The organism is Cupriavidus taiwanensis LMG 19424, assembly GCF_000069785.1.
GTDB classification, from domain to species: Bacteria; Pseudomonadota; Gammaproteobacteria; order Burkholderiales; family Burkholderiaceae; genus Cupriavidus; species Cupriavidus taiwanensis.
In genome coordinates this window covers 1,312,197-1,336,730 of record NC_010530.1, presented here as the reverse complement: position 1 = coordinate 1,336,730, position 24,534 = coordinate 1,312,197, and the positions used below count along the sequence as shown (strand labels likewise).

Sequence of the window (24,534 nt, the reverse complement as noted above, 5' to 3'; positions counted from 1 at the left end):
GCACGCGCCGGCGTCGCCAGGAGACTTGCGTCATGCTGGATTTCATGGATGCCATCCGGGCTGCCGCGCGCGCGGCCGCCGAGGCCGCGGCCCGCGCCGCCGCAGAAGCCGCGCGCGAGGCCGCCGAACGGGCCGCCCGCGAAGCCGCCGAACGCGCCCAGCGCGCGGCCGAGGCGCGCGAGACCCAGCGCCAGCAGGACACCCAGAACACGCAGCAGGCGCAACAGTCGCAACAAACCCAACAAAATCAGCAGGCCAGACCCGCGGACCAGCCCGACAAGCCGCAGGGGGTGGTGGTGACGCCGGCGCTCTACACCGCCAACGCCACCGGTGCGCAGTCGCCCAAGGCCACGCAGGTCGATGCGCCCGCGCCCGAGAAGCCCAAGACCGATCCCGCCGAGGAAGCGCGCAAGAAAAAGGAAAGCGATGCCAGGGCGCTGACCGATGGCTGGCAGCAGCAAGCGCAGGACGCCTATGACAAGGTCGTGGCCGAGCTCGACGGCCGCGCCATGACCGACAAGCAGTGGCAGCCGCTGGGGCTGAAGTACGGCAACGTGATGGGCGGCGCGCAGAATGAGCTGCGCGTGGCCGCCAACCACGCCGCGGCCACCGGCGCGGACGTCAAGGCCGCGGTCGAGGCCAAGGCCGAAGAGATCCGCAAGCGCTATGACGATCCCAATGTCGCGCTGAATATCGAAGAGACCAAGACGCAATTCCTGAAGACCGAGAGCACGCAGCAGGCGCGCGACACCCAGGGTGCGCGCTTCAACGTGGTGCTGGCGCAGGAAAAAGAACAGCAGGCCGCCGCCAGGGTCGACCAGGAACAGGCCGCGTACCTGAAGATTCCCGGCGGCATCCGGCGCTTCGAGCTCGAGGCCGACGACGAGCTCGTCGCTGCGCGCGACGCCCATGAGCAGGCACAGCAGGAACGGGTAAAGGCCGAGGAGACCTTCCTTGCCGCCCTGCAGAAAGAGATCGACACGGTCGCGGCGAACGGCTACAAGCAAGACGCCGACCAGGCGCTGAAGGATCTGCGCAACGATCCGCACGACCGCACTATCTCGATGGCGGACCGCTCGTACGACCTGACCCTGGCCAACGGCAAGGTCAGCGACGCCGACGCGCAGCTGCAGGCGCTGGCGTCGGGCCAGGGCGTCAAGGTGCCGGACAGCTATCGCCAGCAGGCGGTGCAGGACCTGAAGGCGCGCTACGGCACCGAGGGCGGCATGGGCCAGCTGATCGACCGGGTCGACCTGCGCGGGCGCATCGCCGGCGAGATGGAGCACCTGACACCTTCCACCGAGTTCGAGCGCAAGCTGGCGCAGAACGACCCCACCACGCTGGCGATGGCGCAGGCGCAGGGGCTGACGCTGGATCCCCAGGCCAGGACCGATCCCAACGCCACCACGCCGCGCGACCTGCCGCAGGCCGAGCGCACGCTGATGGAACACAACCCGGCCGGCTACGTCATGTACAAGGCGCTGGGCGCGGACGGCCTGGTTCCGGCCGCCGACCTGCCCGCGACCGATCCCGCCCGGATCGCCTACGACAAGGGCGTCGCCGGGAAAGGCCTGCTCGGCTACACCGTCGAGCAGCTCAAGGCGCGCAGCGAGGATCCCAAGCTCAGCCAGGCGGAACGCGGCCAGGCCGCCAACGGCCTGAACCGGATGCTTGGCTACATGGAGGGCTCGGTACCGCTGCGGGTGGACGCCATGACCCGCGGCATCGCGCAGAAACTGGACAGCGGCGACGTCACCGGCGCCCTGCAGATCCGCAAGGCCGGCGCCGATGCCGCGCAGACGCCGGAGGAGCGGCAGCTCTACGTCGACGTGCACAACGACCGCTTCAGCGGCGACCTGTTCAAGGCGCAGATCGAAGCGTCGATGGACAAGGACCTGAAGAACAAGACCCACGACGACAAGGGCCGGCCCATCATCGGCCAGGAGAAGATGTACGCCGACAAGGTGGGGGTCTACCTGCAGGCAGTGGCGCCGCACCTGATCGAGGAAGACGCCGGCACGCTGCTCGATACGGTGAAGACCGGGTACAGCAACGACTGGACCGGGCGCAACAACAGCCAGTCGCCCGGGTACAACGACTGGGACGACTTCTACCATGGCCTGTCGGCGGTGGTCGACGCCGCCGATGCCGGGTACTACGCGCGCAACCCTCAGGCCCGGCCCGGCACGGCCCCGGCCGCGACCAGCACGGCCAGCTGGCTGACCGACCGCGACAACGAGGTCAGCATGCTGATGATGATGAACCAGGGCGGCTCGTCGCGCCAGGGACGCATCTACGGCGGCGCCCAGGACGCCGCCGCCAAGGGCCACATCGGGCTGTCGGCCGCCTTCGAGCAATCGCTGAAGTCAAGCAAGGACGCGCCGGTGATGTCCGACGTCTACCTGCGCAACGCGGTGCAGCGCGGCAGCGAGGACTACGCCGGCACCGAGGAGGCAAAGCAAGCCAACCAGCGCTTCGAGCTCGACAAGGACGAGATCCTGCGGCAGACCTTCGACAGCCTGGCGATGCGCAAGGAAGAACTCAGCGCGAAGGCCTCGGACGACACGGGGCTGTCCAAGGCCATCGCGCTGGCCGCGCCGCAGGGCGACGCCAGTGCGATCCGCGAACAGATCGCCGACGATGCGAAGCCGGACACCACGGTCAAGGCCATCCCGATGTACGTGGCCGGCCCCGGTGGGGTGCCGTACCAGACCGCGGTGTTCGAGTTCGAGGGCAAGGACGGCAAGACCCTGTGGGTGGACGACCAGGGCGCGGTCTACGGCAAGGAGGAACTGGACGCGAAGCGCGATTTCCAGGAGAACAACCTGCTCTCCGACAAGGGCACGGTCTACTTTGCCGAGAACCTGGACCTGGGCCGCGACGGCCATGTCGACTACGCCGCGATGGACGCGCATATCGTCACCACCAGCGAGAAGGTGTGGGGCTGGGTCAACCTGGGCGTGGCCGCGGTCGGCGCGGTCGCGGGCGGGGTGCTGGCGGTGGCCTCGGGCGGCACGCTGACGCCGCTGGTGGCCGCGGCGTGGGTCGGCATGGTGGGCAGCATGGGGTACGGGGTCGGCACCTCGTGGGCCGCGCTGGACAATATTTCGGACCATGGCCGCTCGGTCAATCCCTTTGCCAGCCAGGAAGCGATGGCGCAGTGGCTCAATGTGGCCGGCTCGCTGGCGGGCATGGGCGGCATGGGCCTGGCCAAGACCGGCGCGTTGGCGATGAACGCCGGCACCCGGCTGGCGGGCAGCACCAACCCGCTGCGCCAGATGGCGGGCGGCATGCTGACCCACAGCGCCGGCCACTACGGTAGCGCCAGCCGCGTGCTCAATGGCGTGGGCTTCGGCATCGGCGGCGTGCAGACCCTGCAGCAGGCCGCCATGTTCGCCGAGCATGGCAGCGAGATGAGCGTGTCGGAAAAGCTGCAGAACGGCGCCATGCTGCTGATGGGCGCCACGCAGATGTTGCCGATGGCGGTGCAGAAGCGCATCGGCGAATCCGTGCGCGACGGCTACCAGGCGATGCGCGGGCGCGGCGTCGGCGCGGGCGATCCGGCCGGCGTCGGCGGACCGGCGCGCGGCGTGGCGCCGGACGCGCTGGGGGCGTTCCGGGACGGCGATGGCGTGCCAGCCGCCACCCGGCCCACCACGCGCCGGGGCATGTCCGGCCGCGACGCCGCGGGCCAGCCGCTTGCGCGCACCGATGCCGACGGCCAGTCCGGCCGCTCCGGCAAGCAGGCCGACGGCGAACCCGCCCAGGGCGCGGCCAGGCCCTCCACGCCGGAGCGCAGCAACGGCGCCAGGCCGACGAGCGACGGTGGCACGTCTGCGCCCCGCGACCTGCGCACCCCGCACCGCCTCACGCCCTGGCAATCGGCCAGGCTCGGCACCGCCGCGGCCTTTGACATGGCGGTCACGCGCGGCACGATGCTGCAGGAACGCGTGATCCACGGCATGATGGACCGCGCCATGAGCCGCGCCATGGCGCGCTACGTGACGGAGTCCGCCGCGCGCAACCCCTCGGGCGAGCGCGGCGGCAGCGGCCGCACCGACGCGCCGGTGCCCGCCTCGCGCCGCCGCGGCGCCAGCGGCACGCCGGCGCTGGCGCGCGCGCCGCGCCACCCGGGGGTCGACGGCGACGCCGGCGTGCAGCGCCGCACGGTCAGCCACGGCCCCGCGGTGGTGGCGCATGCCGACGGGCCCGAAGCGCCCGCGCGCATGTCGCTGCGGCAGAACGCGATCTCGCCGCTGGACAACGTGCTGTGGATCGACGGCAGCATGGAGAACATCGGAGTGCCCTACGGCGCCGAGATGGCCGCGCGCGCGCTGGCGGACCTGGACTCGGTGATGATCGTCACCGGCCCGCTGACCGCCCACGGCCGCGCCGAGACCAACGGCCCGGTCGGGGCCGCCTCCCTGGGCGCCTACCTGGCCTCGCTGGGCAAGGATGTGGTCTATGTGACCGACCGCGCCCATGCTCGCACGCTGCGCAAGATGCTGCGCCAGGACCTGAACCAGCCCGATGCGCGCGTCGAGACCTTCTCGGCCCGCGACTTCGCCAGCGCCGGACGCCAGTCGCGCGCGCTGCTGGCGATGCACAAGCCGCAGGCGGTGGTGGCGGTGGAAGTGGCCGGGCGCAACACCAACAACGAATACCGGCTGCAGAACGGCGAGCGGGTGCGCGGCAATGCCATGCTCGACCAGTTGCTGATCGACGCCAACGATGTCGCCGACATGGTCACCATTGCGGTGGGAGACCACGGCAACGAGGCCGGCATGCGCGCCGCGCGCGACCGCCTGCTGCGCGACATGGCGGTGACCGAGCAGCTGGCCGACAGCTGGTCCGACGTCGGCGCCGACCACCTGGTGACGGGCATGAACTCCAACCTGGCGGCGCAGGCGATCGGCTTCGGCGTGCAGCGCGCGCTGGGCCACGACCGCGGCATGCCGAGCGTTGAGACCGTGGGCGCGCTGCTCGACACCATGGCGCGCCACAAGGCGCGCGACGGCGTCACGCTGGAGGTCGGCGCCACCAGCGTGCGCGGCTACGACAAGACCGTGCAGAAGGGGGTCTACGAGCTGCTGCAGAAGGCGGCCGAGCGCCTGCCCGCGGGCCTGGACATGGCGCAGCTGTTCGAGGGCATCCAGCGGCGCTTCCTGCCCGAAGGGATCGACCCGGCCGACTTCGGCATCCGGGTGCAGGACGATGCGATCGTCATCACCGCCTTCGATTCCAGCAACGGCGGCCTGCTGGCCGCGCAGAACATCGCGCGCCATACCTATGCCATGACCGGCAAGGCGGTGCAGGTGGTGGCCTTTACCGACCATGCCGCCGGCACCTACGGCGGGCGCGAGCGCGGCGACCTGGTCAACCTGGTCCATGCCGGCGTGGTCGCGGCGCAGAAGGCCAAAGGCGCGGTCGACCTGTTTGCCTGCAACACCGCCTGCACGGCGTTTCCCGAGGCGCTGGCCGGCACCCACCAGGCCAAGGTGGTCAACCTGATCATGCAGACCGCGCCCAGGATCGTCACGGAGGGCGGCGCGCGCCCGGTGGTGGTGGCCACGCCCGGCACGGTCAAGCTGCACGCCTACCTGGAAGCGGTGGCCGAGGCCAGCGGCGGCAGCGTCACGGTCAAGGAGATCGGCGCGACCGAGTGGGCCGATGCGGTCAACAACCTGATGCACCTGGCCGACGGCGCAAAGCTGGAGCAGCTCAAGGGGCTGGTGGCCAAGTACATCAACGCCGAGCAGATCCCGGCCGACGCCACCTCCTTGTGGTTCTGCTGCACCCACTATCCCGCGCTGGAGACGCTGGTGCGCCAGCAGCTCGATGCCATCGGCCGCAGCGATGTCAGGCTGATCGACCCGATGCAGTACCAGGCGCGCAAGGGCGTGGAGATGCTGGTCGACCAGGGCCTGATCGACCGCAGCGCACTGCTGGAGCAGCCGCTGGACCCATCGGCGGTGCCCGACGACAAGACCCTGCCGACCATCGTCTTTACCACCGGCCAGCCGTCGCGGGTGTCCGGGCTGGCGCACGCGATGGGGCGGCGCCCCGATATCCGCGTGTTCAAGACGGCCTTCGGCGAGGCCGCCGACGTGTCGCCGGCACTGGCGCTGGTCGACGGCGGGCGCCACCTGTCGCCGGTCGACCGCATCAGCTTCAACTACATCGGCCGCGGCCTGCGCGAGTTCTACATGCCGGGCGGCGCCGAGCGCGCGGCGGCGTCGCTGGAAGACGCCAGCAACGTGATGCTGGTGACCGGCTTCTCGGTGGCCAAGGACATGCCGGAAACCGACGGCCCCCCGGGCACCGCGGAACTGGGGCGCGCGCTGCGGCTGCGCGGCAAGCAGGTGACCTACGTGGTGGATTCGGCCAACCGGCCGATCCTGGAAGGCATCCTGCGTGAGATGGGCGAGCCGCTCGACAATATTCGCGTGTTCGATGCACCGATCGGCAGTGCGGCCGAACCGGCGCGCGCGCTGTTGCGCGAGGTCGGCCCCGACCGGGTGATGGCGATCGAGCTGCCGTCGCGCAGCGCGCGCGGCACCAAGCACAATATGCGCGGCGTCGGCATCGACGACTTCAACCCGGCGCTGGACCAGATCGTGCTCGAAGCCAATGCCATCGACGGCATCGAGACCCTGGGCGTCGGTGACGGCGGCAACGAGGCCGGCATGGGTGGCGTGGGCGGGCTGATCCCGCGCGCGCTCGACGGCAGCGATATCGCCGCGGTGGTGCCGGTGGACCATGTGGTCACCGCCAGCGTGTCGAACTGGGGCGCGTACGCGGTGTCGGCGCTGCTGCTGCGCCGGGGCAATATGCCGGAGCGCTTCCAGAGCCCCGAGGAACTGGGCCGCGTGCTGCAGGCCGCGGCCGATGCCGGCGCCGTCGACGGCGTCTCGCGCGAGCGGGTGGCAACGGTGGATGGCTTCTCGACCGAGGTGCACCAGGCGGTGATCACGCTGTACGGACGCGCCGCCGCCGGCGGCGAGCCGCGCGGGCCGGGTGCCGCGCGCGCACCGCTGCCGGGCGGGCCCGCGCTGGCGCGCAAGCCGCTGGCGGACGCCGCCGAAGCGGTGGTCGCGCACGGCGGGCAGCTGCCGCGCAAGGCCGCTTCCGCAAGCCGCGCCGACGGCGCGGGCAGCCAGCCGGCGGCGATGCCCGCGGCGCGCCCGCAGATTCGCGACGGCAGCTGGTCGGTGCGCGACGGCGCGCCGAGCCGCGCCGCGATCGAGGCCACGGTCGACGGCATCCATGCCTCCGGCGGGCGCCTGGCCGGCGTGCACTACGTGGTAAGCCATGGCGATGGGCTGTCGGTGCCGCTGCGCGCGGGGCTGCCGGAAGCGTCGTTCCTGTCGCTGCAGCAGGCCATGCGCGACCTCGGCCCGGCGCTGCAGGCGGGCGGCAACTTCCGCATCGCCATCGTTTCGCAGCGCGAGGCGGCGCGGCACGGCGCGGTCGACGCGCGCAGCGTGATCGGCACCGTGCCGCTGTCGCTGCGCGGGCACAAGCCGCACGCGGAAGGCTTTGCGCTCAATCCGGATTACCTTGGCGAGATCCGCGCCGCGCTGCCCGACGACTTCCGTGCCGGGCTGCCGCTGGTGCGCCAGCAGGACGGCCGCCGCATCGACGTACTGGCCCAGCTGGAGCAGTTTCCGCGCGGGCGCGCGGACCTGGACCTGGCGCAGCAGGCCGGGCAGAAGACCTTTGGCGACGAGGCAGTGGCGGTGTCGGTGCCGCAGATTCCCGGGCACTTCACCGTGCGCGCCGAGGGCCTGTTCGGCGGCATCGCGATGCGGGCCGGCGACCGCGCCGACGGCGCGCAGCCGTTGCTCGATGCGCCGGCGGTGATCGACCGCATCCGCGCGCACCCGGACTACCAGGAAGGCATGCCGGTGGTGCTGTACGGCTGCTACGGGCAGGATGGAGCGGTGTCGCTGGTGCAGCAACTGGCTACCGGGCTGAACGCGCGCCTCTACGGCGCCGACGGCCGGCTCGACGTGGATGCGTTCCGCGCGCCGGGCAGCGACCTGGCCTATGGCGCGCGCCTGCGCGTGGCCGCCGACCCCGCCGCCATGGCTGCTTCCGGCGCGCCGGTGCATGTGCAGGACGGCGGCCGCTTCCACGGCGCCATGCCGGCGCTGCCGGTGGTGGCGGTCACCGGCGGCGGCAAGCCGGTGCGCCAGCATGGCGCCCGCACCGCCGGCGACCCGGTGCCCGCCAGCTGGCGGCAGGCGCCGGACCGCTGGGCCGAACTGGCGCTGGGCGAGCCGGCGGTGCGCGTCAACGCGCCCAGGGATCACCTGGTGGTGGTCGGCGCCGTGCGCCCCGAGGGTGGCCTGCGTGGCGAGGCGGGCGAGGGCGTCGGCGCCCACGAGCTCGCCTTCCTGCTGGCGCACGACTGGGAACCCGGCCAGCCCATCGTGCTGGCGCTGGACGGCGCGCATGCCCCGCAGGGGCGCATGCTGGCGCAGCAGGTGGCCGACGTGATGAGGACCGAGGTGCTGGTGCCGGAGTTCGCGCTGCGTCGCGGCGCCTACGCGCAGGATCCGGGCAAGAGCCAGATCGACCTGGCGCAGCCGGGCCGCTGGCGCCGCCTGTCGCCGCAGCCCGACCCCTACGCCGGCCACAGCTTCAAGATCGACCACCACGGCAACGTGTTCCTGCGCCGGCCCGATGGCACCCGCGAACGGGTGCGGCTGGAGGCCTACCTGGGCCCGCGGCTGGGCAGCGGCGGCGCCAAGACCGTGTTTGCGCTGGGCAAGGACCTGGCGGTCGGCATTGCCAACGAGGCCTGGCTGGGCGACATGGTGCACGGCGAGCGCGCCGCCATGGCGGAGGCCGCCGGCACGCACGGGCTCAATACCGTGCGCAGCTTCGGGCCGGCGTCGTTCGAGGCGTTCGGGCGCCCGGCCATCGGCTATGAGCGCTACGCGGCCAGCACCAAGGACCTGTTCGACGCCGCCGGCCAGTTGCGGCCCGAACCTGCCGCGCTGCTCAACGACCGCTCGGCGCGCGATATCGCCGCGCTGGCCGACACCATGAAGACGCGCAGCCTGCACCTGGGCGACGTGGAATTCGCGCTGTTCCCGGACGGCACGGTCAAGGTGGCCGACCTGACCCATGTCGAGACCGGCGCGGATGCGTCGCAAGGGAGCGCGGTGTATCGCATGCTGGACGCGATGCAGCAGGCAGCGCGCGCCAGGGGCAGCGACGGCACGCAGGGCCGCGCGGGCGGGGAGGGCGCAGTGGTGCGCGCCACCATCTCGCATGGCCCGGCCGGCAACGCACCGCCGCCCGGCAGCAATGGCCCGCGGCCGTGGAAGGTGCGCACCGCGCTGGCGGTGTCGGCGGCCGGCACCTTCGCCGCCGCCTCCGGCGCCGCGGCAATCTCGGCGCAGACCGGTGCCAACCTGGTGCTGACCAGCGCCGGCTGCTTCATCTACCGCGGCAGCGTGGCGATGGGGCGCACCGTGCATGCCAACAAGGTGATCCGGCGCGCCGGCACGCACACGCCCGCCGATATCGCCTGGCTGCGCCGCACGCTGACCGAGAAGCCCGGCACCGCGGTGTGGGGCATCAACGAAGCGAACCAGCAGAAGTTTGCCAGGGCGCTCGACCAGCTCGACGCCTACGCCCACCATGCCGACAAGAAGGACCTGCCCGAGGCCGCGGACAAGATCCGCGAGGCGCAGGCGGTGATCGGCACCATCGGCGCCTCGATGCTGACGCCCGATACCCGCGCCGGGCAGGTCAACGACGCGCTGCAGCTGACCACGCTGGCGATCAACAACGGTAACACCATGCTGTGGTTCGGCGAGCACGGCGTGACCCAGGTCGGCGAGCCGCTGACCTACAGCAGCGCGGTGTTCCTCGCCGCCAATTCGGTGCTGAGCACGGTCAATTTCGCCGCCCGCGCGGGTTATCACACCGGGCTGGCGCAACCCGCCTTGCTGGGCGCGCGGCTGCGCAAGTTCGTGATGAACGCGTACTCGGTCGGCGCGGTGCAGCTGGCCGTGGCCGACATGATGCACACCGGCGGCGTGGTCGGCGCGATCGAGGCGGGCAGCCTGGCAGTGTTCGGCATCGGCGCGCACCTGCAGTCGCGCAACGAGCAGAAGCTGATCAATGCCGAGAAAAACCGGCTGGCAAAGGCCGCCGATCCCGACGCCGTGGATAAGCCGGTCACGCCATGGCTGGCGCAGAAGTGGGATTTCTTCGGCCGCGCCATGCCCAAGGGGCTGGTGCTGCTGGGCGGCGGCGTGATCGTCAACTTCGGCGCCAAGATCCTGGTGGAGTTGCTCAAGGACGAGGACAAGGGCGCGCCGACGCCGACGCCGACGCCGACACCAGCGCCCAGCGGCGGTCCCTCGACCCCGCCGGCCACCGATCCCGGCGGCTCCACCCCGCCAAAGGATCCGCCAAAGGAGCCACCGAAAGAACCGCCCAGCGAGACCCCGAGGGAGCGCCCCGCATCCGGATCGGTACGCGTGCAGCCCTACAGCCCGGACCACGTCGCCGGTTCCACGCTATGGGGCATCGCCGGCGCGCATCTCGACACGCTGCTGTCCGAGGGCCAGAAGGCCGAGGCGCAGGCGCAGGCGATGACGCCGGACCAGCAGGTGGCCAACTTCGCGCTGCGCGAACTGATCAACCTGAACCCGCGCTATCGGCTGGCCGACAACCCCGACCACCTGGAGCCTGGCTGGGAACTCGACGTGACGCGATAGGGCAGCGGGGGCGCCGCGCTTCAGTTGCCGGCGTGGCGCTCCAGGTAATCCGCGAACTCGTCGCGCACCACCGCTTCGATGCGCGCAAGCTCGTCGTCGGTGATGTCCTCGAACAGCTTGCGCTTGCGCCGCGACAGCTCGCCGTGGTTCTGCACGACCAGGTCGATCAGGTTCGACAGCCGCGACTGGCGCAGGTCGAGCCAGCTTTCGAGCCGGGTCACGCTGGCGTCGTAGGCGCGCAGGTACTGGATCTCCTGCGCCAGGTCCTGCTCGACGCATTGCTCGATGCACTCGAACACGAATTCGCACAGCGCGGTGGCGTCGAACGCGGCATAGAGCCAGTAGGGCTGCGGCGATTTGATCAGGATGGTGTCGCTGTCCGCATCCAGCGCGTAGTTGAGCAGCGCCGTGCGCGGCGCGGAATAGGCCTTCAGCAGGCCGGCGTAGACGTCGAGCTGCTTGAGCATGCGCGCCGAGACCGGCAGCACCACGCCCTCGGGCGTAACGCCAGCCTGGCGCAGCAGATGGTGGATCAGGAAACGATGCAGGCGGCCGTTGCCGTCATAGAACGGATGCGCGAAGACAAAGCCGAACGAGACGCAGGCGGCCACCACGATCGGGTTTGCCGCCTGGTTCTCGATCAGGCCCGCCACCGCGGCAATGCCGTCCATCATCGCGCCCAGCTGAGCGGGCGGCGGCGGAATATAGTCCGCGATATTGCGCAGCCGCCCGCCGCGCGACAGCCAGTTCTGCTGGTCGCGGAAGCTGTACTCCGCGCGCAGCCCCGAGATGATCTCGTTCTGCCATTCGCACAACTGGGATTCGGTCAGCGGCACACGCTGGCCGGCGTATTCCAGCAGCCGACGGAACTTGGCAACGCGCTGGTTATCGGGAATTTCATGCTCGATCGAATACGTCGAGCGGGTTTCGGCAAGGTAGAGATAATCCACCGCGCGCGCCAGCAACTCCGGCTCCAGGCGCCGGATGGCACTGCCGACACGGCCGGGCAGGTCGGCGGCAAGCCAGCGCGCCAGCTTTTCAGTGCGCCGCACCACCGGGCAAAATGCCGCCGGGCCGAGATGGTTGTTCTGGATGCCGAACTGCAGGTCTGGCGTCGACGGGCCGGTCACGTATTCCGCTTCGTCCAGCGCCAGCACCCTGGGTGCGCCGGCCGGCAGCCGGTAGTCGAACTGCGCGCCCGCCAGCCATTTGGCGTAGAAGGCACTCAGCCGGGCATAGCGCGAGCTTGGCGTGGCCGCCAGCCATTCGCGCACGTCCTGCACCGCCTGGGGCTGCTCGAACAGGGCCGCCAGCACGGTCAGGTCCAGTTGCTCTTTCTTCAGCGCAAAGGTGAGGTGGTCTACCGTGGTGTCGCCACCCCGGTAGCGGTTGCGGGGGTAGACCGTGCGCGTGGTGCCGTCCGGCCCGGTGTGCGTGCTGAGTACGCCGGTCTTGTCGGCGAGCGCCGAGGTGCAACGCAACGGCGGGACGCGCAGGCCGAACTTGCGGATGAGGGCGTCGTAGCCTAGTGGTGCATGAGCCATGCGGACGTCGCAGGAAGGTGGGCAGATGCCCGCGGAGCTTACCATAGCTTCTACAGGAGTTACCAAAACATCTACTTTTGGTGCGGATTCCTGAATTTCTTCTATGAGGCAACCGAGTAGCCAGGGCAGGGCGGCAGCCGCCGGGCCGGTTTACGAAACGTTCTATTGTGCTTGCGGTTTCATCTATTGCGGGCGCGGATGGTTACTGTTTTGTCTACATAGAGCCGGCGTCGCACCAGCGCCGAGGCCATTTAAGAGCGAATTGAAATGACAGGCTTGTAATATTCGAGTCCGGTTTCCCCATAATGTGGTGCGCGCAGTAATGATTGGCTCAGGGTTTTCTCTGATTCAGGCCATTAACCGGTGGCAAAGTCTTTTCAGGTATTTGACCGGCGCCAATAATCGCCTATAACTGCAGCTACATGTTGCGGCCGATGTCACGCACCATGCCTCAGCCCGCCAGGTTCGCCTGCGGGCTTTTTTTATGTCGGCACGAGATTAATCAGTCGCATTGATTTCGCAGTTTATGAAGAGGGCAGTCGATAATCATGACAATTCTGTAATCATGACAGATCCGCCATCATGACAATATTGTAATGATAATGACCGATTCTGAACGTAGGCGATTCAGAAGAAGGGCTCATTTATATCGGGCTTCATGCCGGATTCCCGCACAGGCAAAGGAACCTGGGGCACCACGGGGCAGTGCGGGCGACCTTTTCGTACAGCTTCTGATGTGGTTTTGTCGTGAATATCACCAGCCCATCCGCAGATCGCATTAATTGAGTGAAAACCCTGCCCCGGCTTTCGCTTGACTTACTTGATATATCACATACTGTGTATCCCATCGCCGCTCCTTGTTTGAGAGAGAGGTGAGGGCGGAGACCTCAGGTCGCGTCGTGATAAGAGGCAAACAAATGCCAATGACATTAGGAGACATGAAATGCCAGCAGCCACCCCTAAGCTGAGGCGCAGCGCGACCGTATATTCCTCCGCCCTGTCGCGAGTTAATGGCCAATCTATTCAAGGAGCGCGCAAATGAGTAATCCATCGGCAATGGGGATGGGCGTCAATCACCAGGTCCCGGAAGGCACACGCTGGATGCAGCTGATCGTGGGGGTGATCTGCATGATCGCCACCGCCAACATCCAGTACGCATGGACTCTGTTTGTCCCGGAGATCCAGGACACCTACGGTTGGTCCCGCGCCAGCATCCAGGTCGCGTTCACCGTGTTCGTGCTGGTCCAGACCTGGCTGGCGCCGATCGAAGGCTACTTTATCGACAAGTTCGGGCCACGCATGATGGTGGCGTTCGGCGCGGTGTTCATCGGTGCGGCCTGGTGCATCAACTCGCAGGCGACCACGCTGATGGGCTTCTACGTCGGCGCGGCGGTGGGCGGGCTGGGCGTGGGCTCGATCTACGCAACCTGCATCAACAACGCGCTCAAGTGGTTCCCGGACCGCCGCGGCCTGGCCGTGGGCCTGACCGCCGGCGGCTATGGCGCGGGCTCGGCGGCGACCATCCTGCCGATCGCGGCGATGATCGAGTCGCAGGGCTTCCAGCACACCTTCCTGTTCTTCGGCCTGCTGCAGGGCTCGCTCGCCTTCGTCGCGGCGTGGTTCCTGCGTTCGCCCAAGTCGCATGAAGTCAAGGCCTCGGCCAAGCTGGTCCAGGCCACGCGTGACTACACGCTCAAGGAAGCGCTGTGCACCAAGCTGTTCTGGCTGATGCTGGTCATGTTCGTGCTGGTGGTCACCGGCGGCATGATGGCCGTGGCGCAGCTGGGAGTGATCGCCAAGGACCTGGGCGTGAAGGAGTTCAAGGTCGACCTGCACTTCTTCGTGATGGCCGCGCTGCCGCTGGCGCTGATGCTGGACCGGATCATGAACGGGATCTCGCGCCCGCTGTTCGGCTGGATCTCGGACAACATCGGCCGCGAAAAGACCATGGTGATCGCCTTCACGCTGGAAGGGCTGGGCATCATCGCGCTGGGCTACTTCGGCAGCAACCCGTACGCGTTCCTGATCCTGTCGGGAGTGGTGTTCCTGGCCTGGGGCGAAGTCTACTCGCTGTTCTCGGCGCTCGCCGGCGACGCCTTCGGCACCAAGCACATCGGCAAGATCTACGGCGTGCTCTACACCGCCAAGGGCATCGGCGCACTGTTCGTGCCGATCGGCAACCTGATGATGGAAGCGACCGGCACCTGGTCCACCGTGCTCTACACCGTGGCAGCCATGGACCTGACCGCCGCCTTCCTCGCGATCATGGTGCTGCGCCCGGTACTGAAGAGCCACGTCGCCAACGCGAAGACCCTGTTCTCGAAAGAGACCGCGGCAGCCGGAACCCAGGTACCTGCCTGAGCGGCAATACCGCAGCGGCGCCGGATACAGGCGTATCGCGACAGAAAGGGCGGGCTTCTTCGGAAGCCCGTTTTTATTGGGTACTTCGAAGAATTCCGGGCTCGGCCAGAAAGAAGGTCGCCGGCTACGCCGGCGAAGCAGCCCACGCCCGCCAGGCACGACAACACTACCCCTCACAGATACGTGATAAAGATACGCCCATAGCAAATCCCAGCACCCTATCCCCGCCGTGTTCCAGGTCCTCCTTCCATCCCCCTCCCTGACCCCCTATGTCAACGGCTACTGGTTCGTGCAAGACCTGGAAGGGGCCTACGCCGGCAGCGAGATCACCACCTGCCCATACCCTGGCGCGGTGCTGTCGGTCAACTTCGGACGGCCAAACGCGATGGTGGACGGCCCCACCGTGCCGACGGTCTCGCTGCTTGGCTTCCAGTCTGCCAGCCGCCGCTGGCGGTCGTGGTCCGATACGTATTTCGTCATGGCCATGCTGAGCGCCGCCGGGCTGGCCCGGCTGTTTCCGGGCATCGGTCCCGACTGCAGAGACCACTTGCTGGACCTCGCGGGCTACCTCGGCGAGCGGCGCAGCCACGCCCTCAGCGCCGACCTGAGCGCCGCCTGGACTCCGGAGCGGATCGTCGCCCGGCTCGATGACTGGCTGCTGCGGCGGCTCGCCGCACTGCGGCCGCCGGCGGGGCTGGCATCGATGCGCGCGGCCCACGCGCTGTTGCGCCAGGGCCGGCAGGTGCAGGAGGTTGCCAGCCTGATGGCGGTCAGCCGGCGCCAGCTGAACCGCTGGTTCGAGCAGCAGCTGGGGCTGGGCCCGAAGCAACTGATGGACCTGGAACGCCTGCAGCACAGCATCCAGGCGGTCCAGCGCGGCGCGGGCGACGCGCTGGACGGCTACAGCGACCAGGCCCACCAGATCCGCGCATGGCGCCGGCGCCTGGCGCAGACACCGGGCGCCTATGCGCGCGTCGGGCCGTCGCCGCTCGCGGCGTCGTTCGGGCAACGCCCGGCCGGCGCGCCGGCGTTCTACCTCTGAGCGGTCCGCCGGCCAGGCCTGCCCACGTCCCAAACGTTCAATACAGGGCTCCCGCGCGGCCGCATGCTGGCGGCCTGAACGGAGGGCACCATGGACACTGCAAACCTGCCGCCGGCGCGCGGCCTGATCACCTACACGGATGGCACCACTGTCTTCGAGGGCTACGTCGCCCGGCCGGCCGGCATGATCGCAACGCGCACGCCGTGCGTGCTGCTGGCCCATGAGTGGAGCGGCCTGAACGCGGCGATGCGCCGTTGCGCCGACCGCTTTGCGGCATCGGGTTACCTGTGCTTTGCCGCCGACGTGTACGGCAAGGGCGTGCGCGGCGACGAGCGGGGCGACAACGCGTACCTGATGGACCCGCTGATGGCCGACCGCCGTCTGCTGCGGCAGCGGCTGCTGGCCGGCCTGGAAGCGGCCAGGCGCTTGCCCGGGGTGGATCCGGGGCGGATGGCGGCGGTGGGGTACTGCTTCGGCGGCCTGTGCGCGCTGGACCTGGCGCGCGCCGCTGCGCCCGGCCTGGTCGCAGCGGTCAGCTTCCACGGCGTGCTGCAGCCGCCGTGCATCGGTCCGCAAGGTCCCATCGGCGCCAGCGTGCTGCTGCTGCATGGCTGGGAAGACCCCGTGGCGCCGCCGACGGACGTGCTGGCCATCGCCACGGAACTGACGCAGGCCGGAGCCGACTGGCAGCTCCATGCGTATGGCCACGCGCGGCATGCGTTCACCTTCGAGGGCGCCAGCTTTCCGGAGCGCGGCATTGCCTATGACGCCGCGGCCGACCGGCGTTCGTGGGCGGCATGCGAGGCGTTCCTGGCAGAGCGCTTCACCGTGGCGGCCTAGGCCGCAACGCCGGTGCAGCGCCGGCCAGGCGCAAGCGCGGTCAGATGGCCTGTTGGCGCGTCAGCCTGGCCCGGCAATGGATGCAGGCGTCGCGCACCATGAAGTTCACCAGCGTCGGCGAGACCCCCAGCTCCGACGCAATTTCCTTCTGCGTCATGCCTTGCAGCCGGCACATCTCGAAGGCACGCTGGGTGCGCTCGGGCAGTTCCGCCAACGCGCCCGCCAGCGCGCACAGCGCCTGCCGGTCCATCGCGATGACGTCAGGCGTAGTCGTCGGCGACGGTGCGTTGATGCCTTCGTCTTCGGGCGCCATCCATTTCTGCTCGAGCGTCTGCCGGCGATAGGTATCGATGGCGAGGTTGCGCACCACCTGGAACAGATAGCTGAGCCGGCAGCGGATCGAGGGCTCGTCGGCCATGCCGCGCAGGCGCAGGAAGGCGTCCTGGACCACGTCCTCGGCCTGGTCGCGCGTGCCTACGATGCGGGCCGCGGCGCCCACCAGGGCGCGTCGGTTGGCTACGAATAATCCGAGCAGGGAGTCCACGGCCAGCACGGGGGCGGGGCGCAAGCCTGGGTCGGTGATGGATAGCATGGGGGGCGGCTCCTCGGAATGCTGCATTGCGGAGTCGTACGTTAATACGAATGCGAATGATTCGCAATAAATGAAAACGTAACGCAGATGTTACCAAGATTGAAATTAATGCCACCATTTCGGCATATGGGAGACATTAAATTTCTCGGGCGCGTCTTCGTCTAGGGCGGCGTGCTGCGGCCTTAGGCCTTTTCCGAGTCCGCCCGATGGCCCCTAAATTCGGGGCGGCGCCATTCGTCCTGATTCGGATGGAATCCGGAACACTGACCCATGCCGACTTTCCGCGCCGCATCCCGGCGCCGGTACCGCAACTGTCTCTGTGGCAGGTGGACCTGAACGATCCCGCGCACGCGGCCAGGATCGCCGCGGCCGATTGCCTGTGCAGCCGCGAGCAGGCGCACTGCGCCACCCTGCGCCAGGCCGCGGACCGCCGGCGCTTCTCCGGCGCGCGCGTGGGCTTGCGTACCGTGCTGGCGCAGCGGCTCGGTTGCGCGCCCTCAGCGCTGCGATTCCGCACCGGCAGCCATGGCAAGCCCTATGTCGAAGCGTCCGGCACAGCGGCGTTCAACGTCGCGCATGCGGGAGACTATGCGTGGATCGCGCTGGCGGAGGCAGGCGGGGAGGTGGGTGTCGATATCGAGCGGATCGACCCGGTATTGGGTCTGGCGGCGATGCGTGAGCTGGCCGCGCACTGCCTGACGCCGCGCGAGTGCGCGTGGCTGGCGTCGCTGCCGGCACACGCGTGGCCATCGTCGTTCTTTCTGCTGTGGACCGCCAAGGAAGCCCTGCTGAAGGCGTTGGGCCTGGGAATCGCCGACCACCTGCAGCATGTGTCGGTGGTGGCCGATGGGGCGGGCGGCGCATGCCGCCTTGCCGTGGTGCCCGAACCCGGGCAGCTCGCCGCGCATGCGGCGGCGCTGGCGCGGATCCAGTTGTACCGGCTGGCCGGCCCGGACGGTTACGCGGCGGCGATGGCCTGGGTGCCGCCGGCCTGAACGGGCTGGGCCATCCAGCGGCGCTCGCCGGCCAGCGCGTCGTGGATGTCGCTGGCGATTTCCTCGGCGCGCGCGGGCAGCACCGACAGCAGCGTGTCGCTGAGCCCGTGGCTGCTCTGGCAGAAGCCCTGCAGGTACACCGGCACCGCCAGTTCGGGCGCTGCCAGCACGCGATAGTTGCGGTCGACGCTGAAGTCGCCCAGGTAGCGCGCCAGCGGCGCCAGCAGCCGGCGGTGGCTTTCGCGCTCATAGCCGGTGGCCAGCACCACGGCGTCGTAGCGGCGCGTGTCGGTGTCGGCCGGCGCACCCGGCGCCGTGGCGGCGATGGCCAGCTCGAGGCCGCCGGCGCTGCCTTGCGCGGCCTGCACCGCCTTGCAGGTCAGCAGGTTGACGCGGAACTGCCCGCACACCTTTTGCCGGTACAGCATGGCGTAGATCTGGTCGATCAGGTTGGCGTCGATGACCGAGTAGTTGGTATTCAGGTATTCGTCGATCAGCCGGTCGCGGCCCGCCTGCGCCTGCTCGAACACGACATCGGTATAGGCCGGCGCGAAGATCTCGTTGACGAAGGGACTGTCGTCGGCCGGCTTCAGTGCCGCGCCGCGGATGATCCAGTCCACCTTCACCGAAGGATAGTTGTCGTGCAGGTCGATAAAGGCCTCGGCGGCGCTCTGGCCGGCGCCGATCACGGCGATGCGCATCGGCTTGCCGCTCGCGCACGGCTGTGTGCCGATCCAGCGCAGGTAGCCGCTGTGGTGAGTCAGGCGCGGATCGCCGCGCAGGCCGGCGAAGGCTTGCGGGATGCGCGGCGTGCCGCCGGTCGACAAGACGATGGCGCGCGCCAGCCGCGTGTGTTCGCGGCCCTGCGCATCGAGCGACACCACCCGCACGCGCCCGATGCGCCCGCCTTGGGTTTCCGGCTCGACCCGCGCCACTTCCTCGCCGTGGCTGCACTGCGCGGCAAAGTGGCTGGCGGCCCAGCGCAGGTAGTCGTTGTACTCCATGCGGCTGGGGTAGAAGGTGCGCAGGTTGATGAAATCGACCAGGCGCCCGTGGCGGTGCAGGTAGTTGATGAAGCTGTAGGGGCTGGTCGGGTTGCGCATCGACACCAGGTCCTTCAGGAACGAGATCTGCATCTCGCTCTGGGCCACCAGGGTATTGCCGTGCCACTGGTAGTCCTGTTGCTTCTCGATGAAGTGCGCGTCGAGCGGCCGGCCGGCCGCGGCCTGCTCCTGCAGCGCGATCGCCAGGGCCAGGTTGGACGGGCCGAAGCCGATGCCGATCAGGTCATGGGCGGCCGGGGAAATCTCGCGTAGCGTCATGGGTTCGGTCCTTGCTGAGCAGTCGAAGGAGAGGCCGGGGAGGGGGCCAGGGAAGGGAACAGCAGGTGTTCGCCAAAGAAGCGCTCGCGCAGCAGCATCACCAGCATGGCGCGCTTGTGCGGGAAGTCGAACTCCTTGACCTTGGAAAAGCCGGCCTTGTCGAGGTTGGCGATCTGGCGCACATGGTCCGCGCGCGGCTCGCCCACGATGCGCTGGGTGCGCGGATCGTCGAGAAACTGGTAGTGCTGGATCGCGGGGAACCACGCGGTCAGGAAGGCCTTGCCGCGGAAGGCCGGCTCGCCGATCAGCACATGCCAGCCACGGTCGTGGTCGTGCGCGTCGTAGAACGGCGCGATGCGGTTCTCCTTGGCCCAGTACACCTCGAAGTAGCCGAACGGGGCATCGTCGAACGCGGCGACCAGCGGGATCATGTGCGGATCGTCGATCAGACCCTGCAGGTAGGCGCGGTGCCTGGCCTCGTCGCCTTCCTCGTTCCAGAAATACGCCACGTCGGGGTCGTTCATCCAGCGGTGCAGCAGGGGCAGGTCGCGCTCGAGCTCGGCGGCACGCAGCGTCAGCGTCTGGTCCAGCCACGGGATATGGCGCGCATAGACCACGCCGTGCGGCTTGGGCGCCCGCTGCGGATGGCGCTTGCCGTCGGTCAGCGCATAGCGCAGCGGATACGGCCCGGCAGATGGCGCCAGGTACAGCTCGGGGCGTTGCCACAGCAGCCCGGCATGGGCCACGCTGCCGCGCGCGCCGGAAGGGTCGCGCACCAGCACGCCAAGCGCATGCAGCCGTTGCTCGGCCTCGCGGGACTCCAGCAGGACGCGCAGGGTGCGCGGCGCACCGTGCGCGAACGCGGCGTCCAGCGCCGCCATGGCGGCATGCGACAGCGCGGCGGCATCGGCCTCGGTATCGAGGAGCCGCAGGACATCGCCGTCCAGCGCGAAGCGCACCGGCGCGGCGGCGGGCTGCGTGACGGTCAGGCTGGCGCCGTCGTGGCGGCTTTCGCAGCGCAGCGCGGCGTCCGCGGCGAAGGAAACGTGGCGAGGGAAGGGGAGGAGCGTAGTCGGCATCGAAGTCCTGTGCAGGCGAAACGATCATTGCGGGCGGCACGTGTGGCGCTGACCGTCATGCCTATCGAGACGAGGCAGCGGGTGCTGAATTTAGGCTTGCCATGTGCGGATGCGGGCCGCCCGGCACGCTTCCGAAAGCCTGCGCCAGTGCGTCGGCGATGTCCTCATGCGCTTGCGCGGCATCGGCCACGATATTGCCCATGCGCAGGAACTCATGGACCATGCCCGCATACTCGCGCACCGTTACCGGTACCCCGGCATCGGCCAGCTTGCGGGCGTAGGCGTGGCCCTCGTCGCGCAGCGGGTCGCATTCGGCCAGCACCAGCAGGGCCGGCGCCACGCCGCGATGATCGGGCGCGAGCAGCGGCGCGAAGCGCCAGTCGCCGCGGTCGTCGGCATCGCGCAGGTACTGGTGGTAGAACCATTCGATGGTTTCCGTATCGAGCAGGTAGCCCTGGCCGTAGCGGCGGTGGGAATCGGTGTCGGTGCGCCCCCCCAGTCCCGCGTAGCACAGCACCTGCAGGCAGGGCTGCGGCAACGCCGGGTTGTCGCGCGCGGCCAGGGCCAGCACGGCGGCGAGCGTGCCGCCGGCGCTGTCGCCGCCCACGGCAATCCGGGCCGGGTCCAGCCCGAGCGTATCGGCATGCGAGCCCAGCCATGCCAGCGCGTCGATGGCATCGTGGGCCGCGGTGGGGAAGCGATGCTCCGGCGCCAGCCGGTACGCCACCGACAGCACCGCGCACGGCGCGCGCTGCGCCAGCGAGCTGCACAACGCGGCATGCGAGTCCAGGCTGCCCACGGTGAAGCCGCCGCTGTGGAAATGCAGCAGCACCGGCAGCGCCGGCCCGTCGCCGTGCGCGCGCGGCGCATAGAGGCGGGCATCGAGCCGCTGGCCGTCGCGGGTCGGGAGCAGTAGGGCCTCGACCCGCGCCAGCGGCTCGGGCGGCAGGTCCAGCGCGGCCGAGGCGTCGTCGAATTCGCGCCGCGCCTGCGCCGGCGTGAGCTGGTGGATGACCGGGCGCTTGCCGGTCGCGGTGGCGATTTCCACCATGTCGAGCAGCGCTTCGAGATCGGGATGCAGTGCCATGATCGATGCGGATGGGAAAGAAGGGGTCAGGCAGCGGAGGCTTCAGGCACCGGCGTGGCGTCGTGCGGCGCGGCGTCGCCCGCAATCTGCCCGTTCTCGATCCTGACCACCCGGTCGGCCAGGCCGAAGTAGCGGTCGTCATGCGAGATCACCAGCACCGCCTTCCCTTGCGCGCGCAACTCAGGCAGCACCTCGCGATAGAAGATGTCCTTGAACAGCGGATCCTGGTCGGCGGCCCACTCGTCCAGGATCAGCACCGGCCGGCGCTCCAGACAGGCGACGATCAGCGCCAGCCGCTTGCGCTGGCCCTGCGACAACGCCTGCGTGGTGAAGCGGCCCGCGCGCACGCTGACCTTGTGGCCGAGCTGGAAGCGCTCGATCAGCCGGTTGGCCAGGGCCTCGTCCTGCGGATCGTGCGCGAGCAGCGTGTCGAACAGGTGGAAATCCGAGAACACCGCCGAGAACAGCGCCCGGTAGTCGGCCAGCCGCGCTGGGTCGGCCGCCTTGCCGTTATGGAGCAGGCGGCCCGACAGCGGCGGGTAGAGGCCCGCGACCAGCTTGGCCAGCGTGGTCTTGCCGCTGCCGTTGCCGCCCACCAGGAATACGATCTCGCCGGCGCGGAGCACCAGGTCGACCGGTCCGAGCGCGAAGAAGCTGTTTTCGCCCTCGTGGAAATAGCGGTGGCTGGCCCCGTCGAGCGTAACCGACGAGAACGGCGCCACAGGCGCGGCGCCGGGCGGCGCTTCGGGATCGGCATCGGCGCCCAGCGCTTCGATGCGCGCGTAGGCCACGCGCGCCATGCTCAGCGCCGGCAGCGCGTTCAGCAGCGATTCCAGCGGCGACATGATGTAGAGGAACATGATGGTGAAGCCCGTCATCACCGCCGGATCCAGCGGCGTCGCGCGCGGCGCGAACAGCACGCCGCCGATCACTGCGAAGAACAGGAAGCTGCCGAACCCCAGCGCCACGAAGAAGATCGACAAGCCGCGCGTGCGCGCCGTGCGCACCGCTTCCAGCGTGGTGCCCAGGCTATCGCGCAGGAAGCCGCGCTGCTTGTCATGGTTGAGCTTGAGCTCCCGCGCACCGGCCACCAGCGCCTTGAACTGGCCGTGCAGCGCGTCCTGGGCAATGCCGGCCTGCTTCAGGTGCACCAGGGCGCGGCGGTGGTTCAGGTGATAGATCCACGAGCCCGCGCCCAGGATCGCGCAGGCAATCGCGAACGTCGGCAACGACAGCCAGGCCAGGTAGCCCAGGCAGCCCAGCACCACCATGGCATTGGTCAGCACCACGGGGATCACCGACAGGCCGTTGGCGGCATGGGTGCTGTCGTCCGCCAGCGCCGCCTGCACGCGCGCATTGCCGGTCTGCTCGATATGCGGATAGGGCGCGCCGATAAAACGCTCGCAGATCTGCGCGCGGATGCGCGCCAGCGCACCCTGGCTGACGCGCACGAACAGCGTCGACGCCAGCGTGCGGCACGCCAGCACGGCGATAGCCAGCGCCGCAAACGGCAACGCCAGCCGCGGCGCCTCCGCGCCCTGCGTCGCCAGCACGCGGTTGATCAGCGCCACCATGCCGACCGCGCACAGGCCCGCGGCCAGGCTGGCCGCGGCGGCCAGGACGATGGTAAGGCGCAGCGTGCGCGGCAGGGAGGCGAATAGCGTCATGCGGGCTTGGAGGCGGAGGGTCGTTACTGAGCGGATGACGTGCGGCGACGGGGGAAAATTAGGTTCGTCGGGGAATTCCGGGGGGTGAGGTGATGCGCGCAGATGGATGCGGTTGACTTCGTGGATGCGCCGGCCCTCTCCCCCGCCCCTCTCCCGCAAGCGGGAGAGGGGCGCAAACAGGCGGAAGGGAAAAGCCCAAAGGATCGCCCGCGATAACGCGTGCGAGCGCAGCGACGCACTCCGTGCCCGAGCAATAGACCTGAGATAGGGAGCGCGCGCAGCGCAGCCGAAGGCGTCCCACCAATAGCGCCAGCAGCAGGCTGCCTACACCCTGTTGGGATCGTTCAAAAGTAGGTGATCGAAGGCACCGCCCCTGACTCACATAGCGTTAGCAGGTTCGAACGGGCACCCACGCCAAACGGAAATCACCACCCCCCGAACCACCAACGCCGCGGAATTGATTGCCAGCCGCACAGGCGACGCGTTTCTTGCCTACTTCTTGGCGCTCGGCCAAGAAGATGGAATGAACGCGCCCCCGGCCTCTCCCGAAGTCGCGCGCAAGACCGAAACACAGCAGGCCATCCTTGCCCTGCATGGATTCCGCGCCCTGCGCGTGAAGATGCGCACCATGTTGATCAACCAGTTGCGCGGCGTGCTGTTCGAGTTCGGCATTCACTTCCGTCGCGGACGCCGTGCCGGATTGGAAGAGATCAAGCAACATATGGCCGAACTCGAACAGCAGTTGCCGCGCGTGCTGTTCGATTCCGTGGGCGAGCAATTACAAGACATCGCACGCCTGGACGAGGAAATCGGGCAAATCGAAATCCGCTTGAACACCTGGCTCAAGGAAGATCACGATTGCCAGACCGTCGCTGCCATTCCCGGGATTGGCCCGCTCACCGCGACAGCGCTGGTGGCCACCATTGGCGACGTGCACGCCTTCCGCTCAGGCCGGCAACTGGCGGCATTCCTTGGCTTAGTGCCAAGACAGCGCGGTACCGGTGGCAAAGTGAATCTCGGCGGCATCAGCAAACGCGGCGACACCTATCTGCGCACCTTGCTGATTCACGGTGCGCGGATCGTGCTCAGTCACTTGCGTCGCAAGGGGCAAAGCCATTGGAGTACGGCGCTGGTCCAGCGCCGTCCGGCTAACGTCGTAGGCGTCGCCATGGCCAACAAGATGGCGCGCACGGCCTGGGCTCTGTTGGCCCACAACCGAACCTATGACCGCGACTATGTCTCGGTCAAGCTTGCCTAACGGCA

The 24,534-nt window shown here is 69.0% G+C and carries 11 protein-coding genes and 1 pseudogene; 6 read left to right on the top strand and 6 right to left on the bottom strand.

The window, feature by feature from the left end:
• Positions 1-32 precede the first annotated feature (32 nt).
• Entirely contained in the window at positions 33-10,742 is a 10,710-nt protein-coding gene (locus tag RALTA_RS21615; RefSeq protein WP_012356063.1) for an LWXIA domain-containing protein, read from the top strand.
• 20 nt (positions 10,743-10,762) lie between these two features.
• Here the strand turns inward: RALTA_RS21615 and RALTA_RS21610 are convergent, their stop codons facing one another.
• Positions 10,763-12,286, bottom strand: coding sequence for a Fic family protein (locus tag RALTA_RS21610; RefSeq protein ID WP_012356062.1), 1,524 nt, complete (start codon positions 12,284-12,286; stop codon positions 10,763-10,765).
• 1,038 nt (positions 12,287-13,324) lie between these two features.
• Between RALTA_RS21610 and oxlT the strand changes: the two genes are divergently transcribed.
• From oxlT to RALTA_RS21595, 3 genes are all read left to right on the top strand, one after another.
• Positions 13,325-14,647, top strand: coding sequence for an oxalate/formate MFS antiporter (oxlT, locus tag RALTA_RS21605; RefSeq protein WP_012356061.1), 1,323 nt, complete (start codon positions 13,325-13,327; stop codon positions 14,645-14,647).
• Between the two features lie 229 nt (positions 14,648-14,876).
• Complete coding sequence (locus RALTA_RS21600) at positions 14,877-15,689, top strand: helix-turn-helix domain-containing protein (RefSeq protein ID WP_012356060.1); 813 nt, start codon at positions 14,877-14,879, stop codon at positions 15,687-15,689.
• A gap of 90 nt (positions 15,690-15,779) precedes the next feature.
• Positions 15,780-16,529 (top strand): dienelactone hydrolase family protein, encoded by a 750-nt coding sequence (locus RALTA_RS21595; protein WP_012356059.1) that lies wholly within the window; start codon positions 15,780-15,782, stop codon positions 16,527-16,529.
• Between the two features lie 40 nt (positions 16,530-16,569).
• On the opposite strand, the gene RALTA_RS21590 is transcribed toward RALTA_RS21595, so the two are convergent.
• Positions 16,570-17,121 (bottom strand): RNA polymerase factor sigma-70, encoded by a 552-nt coding sequence (locus tag RALTA_RS21590; RefSeq protein ID WP_050976511.1) that lies wholly within the window; start codon positions 17,119-17,121, stop codon positions 16,570-16,572.
• Positions 17,122-17,369: 248 nt separating this feature from the next.
• Here RALTA_RS21590 and RALTA_RS21585 point away from each other — a divergent pair, with 248 nt between their 5' ends.
• Positions 17,370-18,116 carry a 4'-phosphopantetheinyl transferase family protein gene (locus tag RALTA_RS21585; protein WP_157877219.1) on the top strand — a complete coding sequence of 249 codons (747 nt, stop codon included), beginning with the start codon at positions 17,370-17,372 and terminating at the stop codon, positions 18,114-18,116.
• Here RALTA_RS21585 and RALTA_RS21580 read toward each other — a convergent pair.
• From RALTA_RS21580 to RALTA_RS21565, 4 genes are all read right to left on the bottom strand, one after another.
• Positions 18,080-19,438: a lysine N(6)-hydroxylase/L-ornithine N(5)-oxygenase family protein gene (locus RALTA_RS21580; protein ID WP_012356056.1), complete on the bottom strand. Its 1,359-nt coding sequence runs from the start codon at positions 19,436-19,438 to the stop codon at positions 18,080-18,082. The genes RALTA_RS21585 and RALTA_RS21580 overlap by 37 nt on opposite strands.
• The gene (locus tag RALTA_RS21575; RefSeq protein ID WP_012356055.1) at positions 19,435-20,517 is read right to left on the bottom strand and encodes a GNAT family N-acetyltransferase; all 1,083 of its coding nucleotides are present in this window, start codon (positions 20,515-20,517) and stop codon (positions 19,435-19,437) included. The genes RALTA_RS21580 and RALTA_RS21575 overlap by 4 nt, the downstream gene beginning before the upstream one ends.
• 61 nt (positions 20,518-20,578) lie before the next feature.
• Positions 20,579-21,604: an alpha/beta hydrolase gene (locus RALTA_RS21570; RefSeq protein ID WP_041232551.1), complete on the bottom strand. Its 1,026-nt coding sequence runs from the start codon at positions 21,602-21,604 to the stop codon at positions 20,579-20,581.
• Positions 21,605-21,630: 26 nt separating this feature from the next.
• The gene (locus RALTA_RS21565; protein WP_012356053.1) at positions 21,631-23,271 is read right to left on the bottom strand and encodes a cyclic peptide export ABC transporter; all 1,641 of its coding nucleotides are present in this window, start codon (positions 23,269-23,271) and stop codon (positions 21,631-21,633) included.
• A gap of 535 nt (positions 23,272-23,806) precedes the next feature.
• On the opposite strand from RALTA_RS21565, the pseudogene RALTA_RS21560 reads away from it, so the two are divergent.
• Positions 23,807-24,529: pseudogene (locus RALTA_RS21560) on the top strand (IS110 family RNA-guided transposase); the annotation flags it as partial.
• Positions 24,530-24,534: the final 5 nt, after the last annotated feature.

What these genes read in the sequence shown, in the direction of transcription:
- oxlT (WP_012356061.1), top strand. Translation starts at nt 13,325, where the DNA reads ATGAGTAATCCATCGGCAATGGGGATGGGCGTCAATCACCAGGTCCCG.
- RALTA_RS21585 (WP_157877219.1), top strand. Translation starts at nt 17,370, where the DNA reads ATGGAATCCGGAACACTGACCCATGCCGACTTTCCGCGCCGCATCCCG.
- RALTA_RS21610 (WP_012356062.1), bottom strand. Translation starts at nt 12,286, where the DNA reads ATGGCTCATGCACCACTAGGCTACGACGCCCTCATCCGCAAGTTCGGC.
- RALTA_RS21575 (WP_012356055.1), bottom strand. Translation starts at nt 20,517, where the DNA reads ATGCCGACTACGCTCCTCCCCTTCCCTCGCCACGTTTCCTTCGCCGCG.
- RALTA_RS21570 (WP_041232551.1), bottom strand. Translation starts at nt 21,604, where the DNA reads ATGGCACTGCATCCCGATCTCGAAGCGCTGCTCGACATGGTGGAAATC.
- RALTA_RS21595 (WP_012356059.1), top strand. Translation starts at nt 15,780, where the DNA reads ATGGACACTGCAAACCTGCCGCCGGCGCGCGGCCTGATCACCTACACG.
- RALTA_RS21580 (WP_012356056.1), bottom strand. Translation starts at nt 19,438, where the DNA reads ATGACGCTACGCGAGATTTCCCCGGCCGCCCATGACCTGATCGGCATC.
- RALTA_RS21565 (WP_012356053.1), bottom strand. Translation starts at nt 23,271, where the DNA reads ATGACGCTATTCGCCTCCCTGCCGCGCACGCTGCGCCTTACCATCGTC.
- RALTA_RS21615 (WP_012356063.1), top strand. Translation starts at nt 33, where the DNA reads ATGCTGGATTTCATGGATGCCATCCGGGCTGCCGCGCGCGCGGCCGCC.
- RALTA_RS21590 (WP_050976511.1), bottom strand. Translation starts at nt 17,121, where the DNA reads ATGCTATCCATCACCGACCCAGGCTTGCGCCCCGCCCCCGTGCTGGCC.